The sequence below is a fragment of the Bacillus sp. S4 genome (assembly GCF_040838205.1).
In the GTDB taxonomy this organism is placed as follows: Bacteria; Bacillota; Bacilli; order Bacillales; family Bacillaceae_G; genus Bacillus_A; species Bacillus_A cereus_U.
In genome coordinates, this window is sequence record NZ_JBFPJI010000188.1 from 1 (window position 1) to 6,436 (window position 6,436).

The window sequence follows — 6,436 nt, forward strand, 5'->3', positions numbered from 1 at the left end:
TCTTGCACGTCAGCGATACCAGAAATGGACTTCGCCTTTGGTAGCAAGAATCCCATTGACGTTAGTCAGCTGGCCCCTTTAGGGGTGGGAGTGTCAAATATTCTAAAAAAACAACAGGCATAGTTACGATTGATGCCTCATCAAGTGATAGGGTTTATAATGCGAAAACAAAAGAATTATATGACGAGTAGAAATAAAATAATTGTGTAAAAAGACGGTTTCGTACATTATCGAAACCGTCTTTTTGTATTGCCCGTAAAAGCCCGATTGCTGTGGGCTAATAATCAGTGTGGATGGATACCCCCGCTGAAGTTTCACTTTATTTAATGCTGATTCTGTTTTCGAGCTTGCTCCGGTGTATCAAGACTTGTTGCACCGGGATATTGAAGTGATTGGTCGCGATCAGATTCAACGCGGCGTGATTCTCTTAGTTTTCGTTCTTGGCGATCTTTACCCATTGTGAGTTACACCTCCTTATTAAAAGTTTTGCTGTTATGAGAAAAACTATGCACAAAGAAAAGGGGGATTAACTTTCATAAAAAGTTCCCATAATGGAAAACATAGGAGGTGAAGTGATGGATGGGAGTACTTTTTATTTTGTTGCTTGGATAGGGTGGATTGTCGTGACCTTTTTTATGAAAAAAGAATCTATTCGTTGGAAGATAAGTGCTTGTATATTAATTTTTATTATTTGTTCTCCGTTAAATGTGACGATTGCGTCTTTCGCGATATCGGTAAATGCCCTTTTGCTTTGTATTATTTCTTTTGTAGGCATCACGTTATATTCTATTTGGAAAAAATTATATACCTTACTTTCGGCACTTATTATTGCAATGTTATATACAAGCTTTCATTTGTTAGAAGTATATGATCCAATTTGGATTGTGGTTGATAGGTTGTTGCTGTTAAGTGGTGCACTTGTGTATGCATCGGTTTTATTGCACGGGGATCGCATATTACGATTATGCTCCTTATATATAGGGATGTTACAAGGTGAATTGTTGGTGACGCTTATTTTTCGTAAATTACATTTTCCTTATGAATATGGCAGTTTAGCTTTTTTAGATGTTGCTGCTGTTTCCACTTTATTTATGGCGATTTTACTTTGGATTACGAAAGCATCAGTATATATGGAACAATTTAAGAGGAAAACACGTAAAAGAAAGGCGAGGGTAATGCATGACTGAATATACACCAGCTATTTTATGTGGCGTAATTGCAGGTACAATAACTAGGGTGTTAATGCTTCGTACCGATACGAGGCAATATCCGACGAGGCTCCACGGAAAAATTATTCATATCGCGATGGGATTAATTGCGGCTGCCTTAGGAGCAATTGCGATTCCGTCTGTTTTGAAAAAAGATTTCTCTGCAATTACATTTCTTACGTTAGCAGCGACGCAATTTCGTGATGTGCGCAATATGGAAAGAAATACGCTTCAACAATTAGATGGATATGAGCTCGTACCACGTGGTAATACATACATTGAAGGAATTGCATTAGTATTTGAAAGTCGTAACTACTTGGCGATGTTAACGTCGTTTGTAACAACGTTTGCGTATATAGGATTCCATTCATGGATTGCTGGGGTAATTACTGGTACAGTAAGTTTTTTCATTGCGAAAAAATTAATGTCAGGTAAAAGACTTCATGACCTTGTAGAAATAGAACACGTTCCACTTCGTTTTGAAGGAGCGGGACTTTATATTGATAATATTTACATTATGAATATTGGATTGCCAGCAAGGCAAGAAGAAATTATGAAGTATGGAATGGGATTTATTTTAAAACCGAAATCGATAGATGCGATGGTTACAATCTCAAACTTAGGACAACGTCAAGCTATTTTACATGATGTTTCGGTTGCTTTAGGAATATATAGAGATTCTGGAACGCCGGCACTTGTACCGTTAGCGAAGCGTGATTTAGAGGATGGGAGAGTTGGGATTTTTGTTCTGCCGCAAGATCAAGATGCAGAAAAAGCGATAGGGGTAATTGGAAATGTACCAACATTAGAGAGTGCTGTTCATATGTCATCAGAAGCTCCGAAAGGAAGGGGAGATAAGAGATGATGTTAGAAAGTGTTATTCTCGCAGTCATTACAACAACGCCAGAGAAATTTGCAGGTGGTGCCCCTTTATTTATTTGCGAGTCGACAGAGGAACTGGAATTTGTTGCAAATAATTTAGAGGCTATTTTAGATGGGATTGCACATCGCTTACAAGATAATGTATATATTATTGTGAAACATTAGTAACGTGTGGTATAATGTGAGGTGTTTTGATACGTTGAGAAATATTCTGGAATGCAAATCCCTTCTTGCACAAAGAAGGGTTTTTTACATAATAAACAGAAGCAAGTTGAAAGGATGAAAGTATATGCCGAAACCAGTAATAGCAATAGTAGGCCGCCCGAACGTAGGAAAATCTACTATTTTCAATAGAATTGTTGGAGAAAGAGTTTCAATCGTAGAAGATATACCAGGTATAACGCGAGACCGTATTTATAGTGCGGGAGAATGGTTAAATCATGAGTTTAACATTATTGATACAGGTGGAATTGATATTGGAGACGAGCCGTTCTTGACACAAATTCGTCAACAGGCGGAAGTAGCGATTGATGAAGCAGATGTTATTATTTTTATGACGAATGGTCGCGATGGTGTAACTGCAGCAGATGAAGAAGTTGCTAAAATTTTATACCGTTCTAAAAAACCAATTGTACTTGCGGTAAATAAGGTTGATAATCCAGACATGCGTAGTGATATTTATGATTTTTATGCATTAGGATTTGGCGAGCCATTCCCGATTTCAGGTACACACGGTTTAGGACTTGGTGATTTGTTAGATGAAGCTGCAAATCATTTTCCAAAGATTGAAGAAGAAGCGTATGACGATGAAACAATCCGTTTCTCTTTAATTGGACGTCCAAACGTAGGGAAATCATCACTTGTAAATGCACTTCTTGGTCAAGAACGTGTAATTGTAAGTAATATAGCGGGAACGACACGTGATGCTGTCGATACACCATATAGTAAAGATGATCAAGATTATGTAATCATCGATACAGCTGGTATGCGTAAAAAAGGGAAAGTATACGAAAGTACAGAAAAGTATAGTGTACTTCGTGCACTTAGAGCGATTGAACGTTCTGACGTTGTTTTAGTCGTTTTAGACGGAGAAGAGGGAATTATTGAGCAAGATAAAAAAATCGCTGGATATGCTCATGATTCAGGACGAGCTGTTATTATCGTTGTAAACAAATGGGATGCAGTGAAAAAAGATGAAAAAACAATGAAAGCATTTGAAGAAAACATCCGTGCTCATTTCCAATTTTTAGAGTATGCACCGATTGTATTCTTATCTGCGAAAACGAAAAAGCGTACACAAACGTTATTACCGGTTATTAATGAGGTAAATGAAAGCCATAGCATCCGTGTACAAACGAATGTATTAAATGATGTAATTATGGATGCGGTAGCGATGAATCCAACGCCGACACATAATGGTAGCCGTCTGAAAATCTTCTATGCGACACAGGTTGCGGTAAAACCACCAACATTTGTTATATTTGTAAACGATACAGAATTAATGCACTTTTCATATGAGCGCTTCTTAAAGAATCGTTTACGTGAAGCGTTCGGTTTTGTAGGAACGCCGATTCACATTATCGCTAGAGCAAGAGACTAATGGAGAGGATGTGATTTTATGACAAAAATCACAGTAATAGGAGCAGGTAGCTGGGGAACAGCGTTAGCGATGGTATTAGCTGACAATGGGCATGATGTACGTATTTGGGGAAATCGTTCTGAACTTATGGATGAGATTAATACGAAGCGTGAGAACAGTAGATATCTTCCAGGGATTACATTGCCAAGCACAATCGTAGCCTACTCTTCTTTAGAAGAAGCATTAGTAGATGTAAATACAGTACTGCTAGTAGTACCGACGAAAGCGTACCGAGACGTATTGCAAGAGATGAAAGAAATTGTTACAGAGCCAATTACTTGGATTCATGCAAGTAAAGGAATAGAACCAGGTACGTCAAAACGTATTTCGGAAGTGATTGAGGAAGAAATTCCAGAGAGCTTGATTAAGGATGTTGTTGTACTATCTGGGCCGAGTCATGCTGAAGAAGTAGGTTTGCGCCAAGCGACGACTGTTACGTCTGCAGCAAAACGTATGGAAGCGGCTGAGGAAGTACAGGATCTGTTTATGAATAGCTATTTCCGTGTATATACAAACCCAGATATCGTTGGAGTTGAACTAGGTGGTGCTTTAAAAAATATTATTGCACTAGCTGCGGGAATAACTGACGGACTTGGATTAGGTGATAATGCGAAAGCCGCATTAATGACACGTGGTTTAACGGAAATTGCTCGTTTAGGAAGAAAGATGGGCGGAAATCCACTGACATTTGCTGGTCTAACTGGTATGGGGGACTTAATTGTAACTTGTACAAGTGTGCATAGTCGAAATTGGCGTGCGGGAAATATGCTTGGAAAAGGACATTCTTTAGAAGAAGTATTAGAAAGTATGGGTATGGTTGTTGAAGGTGTACGAACAACGAAAGCTGCTCATGAATTGGCAGAGAAAATGGAAGTTGAGATGCCGATTACAGCCGCTTTATATGACGTGTTGTTCAATGGGAAAAATGTAAAAGATACAGTAGGCTCATTGATGGGGCGTGTTCGAAAACATGAAGTTGAAACGATACCTGATTTATTATAAAAAAAGCGGTAGAAGTACATTTTGTGCTTCTACCGTTTTTTTTGTTTTCTGGGTCTTTTCACCAATTTTTCATTTGTGCATAGGATGAAGAGTAACTTGAGGAGAGGGTGAAAAGAATGGATAACAACATTTTTAGTAACATTGAAAAGGAAGCGAAAGTGAATAAAGAAGATATTTTTAAATTAGCATCATCTGTTCAAAATGCGAACTTACGTGATGAGAAAGTGCTTCGCCAATTGATTCATCAAGTTGCTTTAATGGCAGGACGTGAAGTGCCGAAAGAGCAAGAGGATCAAATTGTAAAAGCGATTATTAACAATAATATGCCGGCGGATTTTGGTTCGTTAAGTAAAATGTTTAAAAAATAAATTATGAGAAACAAAGAGTTTAGAGAATGCATATGATAGTTATGAAAGAATGGGAATAGAGCTGTTAAGGGCATATTTGGTCAACCGAAGCGCATCATTTCGTGCTTCGGTTTTATTATTTTAAATAAAAATCATCAATTCACGGAAAAATGATGATTTTTATTTGTTTAAAGATTTTAATTTGTTAAAATAGTATAAAAATAGATTGAAAGTAAAGGGGTGTATATATGTCGGAAGGGCTTATGAAAATGTGGTTTGCTTTAGGGGCAATTGGATTTATGTTTCTTGCAGTAAGTTTTATTTTATTAAGTAGGCATAAAATGAAGAATAAATTTTTGAAAGGGATTACAGCTTTAGTAGCGTACACCCTCATGATTGTATCGGGAATTGTTATTTTCCTTGTTGTATTTAGTGGCCCTATTGAGCAATAAAGGATGTGTAGTCGGTAAATGTTACAAAAGGAACAGTCCATACTAGCATGAAAAGGTGATTGTCAGTGAAAAAAATCCATATTATTTTAATATTTTGTTGCATGAGCATTTTAACAGGGTGTATGTATCCAAGAGAAAATATGAAACAAAGTGCTATTCCTTATGAAGACCAGTTGCAAGTTGTACAAAAAGCCATTAATACATATAAGGAGCAAACGGATGGTTTATTACCAATTAAGACGCGTGATATGAGTACGCCGATTTATCAGAAGTATCCAATTGATTTTCAAAAAATTGCTCCAAGGTACATACAAGAGGCGCCAGGGAATGCGTATGAAAGTGGTGGAGTATATCAATATGTATTAATAGATGTTGAAAAAAATCCGACAGTAAAGTTAATTGATGTGAGAATGGCGGAACAAATTCAAGAAGTGGCATTGAAGCTAAGGATGTATCGGGATGAACATCAATATCCACCTTTTAAAAAAGTGATTACAGATGGTGTTTATGAATTAGACTTCAAAAAACTAGGATATAAAGATGTACCACAAGTGACAAGTCCGTACTCAGGAAAAGGTCTCCCTCTTGTAATCAATGAAAAAGGAGAATTGTTTGTTGATTATAGAATCGACTTATATGAAGTGTTGAAAAAAAATGAAGGGCAATTTAAAGAAGGCGAAGATATCCGGAGTATACTATCGAAGGATTCCCCGTTTGTTCCTGCATATTCTTTGCCGTACACAGTAAAAAATGGAGAACCAATTTTTTTAAAATCATAAGTCATGAACCTTTCTTTTAGTGAATAAGTTCTAGAAGAAAGGTTTTTTATGTTATACAACTTGCGATGCAAACAAAAGGTATTTTTAAATAGTCATATGAAATTGGACAAAATTATATGATATATTG

The 6,436-nt window shown here is 36.9% G+C and carries 9 protein-coding genes; 8 read left to right on the forward strand and 1 reads right to left on the reverse strand.

From position 1 onward, the window contains the following. Positions 1–323: 323 nt before the first annotated feature. Positions 324–458, reverse strand: a complete 135-nt coding sequence (locus AB3X48_RS15705; protein WP_000513901.1) for a YpzI family protein — start codon at positions 456–458, stop codon at positions 324–326. Positions 459–575: 117 nt separating this feature from the next. On the opposite strand from AB3X48_RS15705, the gene AB3X48_RS15710 reads away from it, so the two are divergent. The 8 genes from AB3X48_RS15710 (at position 576) to AB3X48_RS15745 (ending at position 6,309) form a co-directional block, all read left to right on the forward strand. Then, complete coding sequence (locus AB3X48_RS15710) at positions 576–1,187, forward strand: YphA family membrane protein (protein ID WP_088098875.1); 612 nt, start codon at positions 576–578, stop codon at positions 1,185–1,187. After that, positions 1,180–2,073 carry a YIEGIA family protein gene (locus tag AB3X48_RS15715; protein WP_002158596.1) on the forward strand — a complete coding sequence of 298 codons (894 nt, stop codon included), beginning with the start codon at positions 1,180–1,182 and terminating at the stop codon, positions 2,071–2,073. The genes AB3X48_RS15710 and AB3X48_RS15715 overlap by 8 nt, the downstream gene beginning before the upstream one ends. Next, the gene (locus AB3X48_RS15720) at positions 2,070–2,255 is read left to right on the forward strand and encodes a capping complex subunit for YIEGIA (protein ID WP_002086624.1); all 186 of its coding nucleotides are present in this window, start codon (positions 2,070–2,072) and stop codon (positions 2,253–2,255) included. Before AB3X48_RS15715 ends, AB3X48_RS15720 begins: the two co-directional genes overlap by 4 nt. A gap of 124 nt (positions 2,256–2,379) precedes the next feature. After that, a complete protein-coding gene (der, locus tag AB3X48_RS15725) occupies positions 2,380–3,690 on the forward strand; it encodes a ribosome biogenesis GTPase Der (RefSeq protein WP_002011811.1) in 1,311 nt (436 codons plus the stop codon). 18 nt (positions 3,691–3,708) lie between these two features. Beyond that, entirely contained in the window at positions 3,709–4,731 is a 1,023-nt protein-coding gene (locus AB3X48_RS15730; protein ID WP_002201139.1) for an NAD(P)H-dependent glycerol-3-phosphate dehydrogenase, read from the forward strand. Positions 4,732–4,847: 116 nt separating this feature from the next. Then, a complete protein-coding gene (locus tag AB3X48_RS15735) occupies positions 4,848–5,099 on the forward strand; it encodes a stage VI sporulation protein F (protein ID WP_002158593.1) in 252 nt (83 codons plus the stop codon). 227 nt (positions 5,100–5,326) lie between these two features. Continuing rightward, positions 5,327–5,530 (forward strand): DUF2768 domain-containing protein, encoded by a 204-nt coding sequence (locus tag AB3X48_RS15740; RefSeq protein WP_002011815.1) that lies wholly within the window; start codon positions 5,327–5,329, stop codon positions 5,528–5,530. 65 nt (positions 5,531–5,595) lie between these two features. Next, a complete protein-coding gene (locus AB3X48_RS15745) occupies positions 5,596–6,309 on the forward strand; it encodes a YphF family lipoprotein (RefSeq protein ID WP_002158592.1) in 714 nt (237 codons plus the stop codon). Positions 6,310–6,436: the final 127 nt, after the last annotated feature.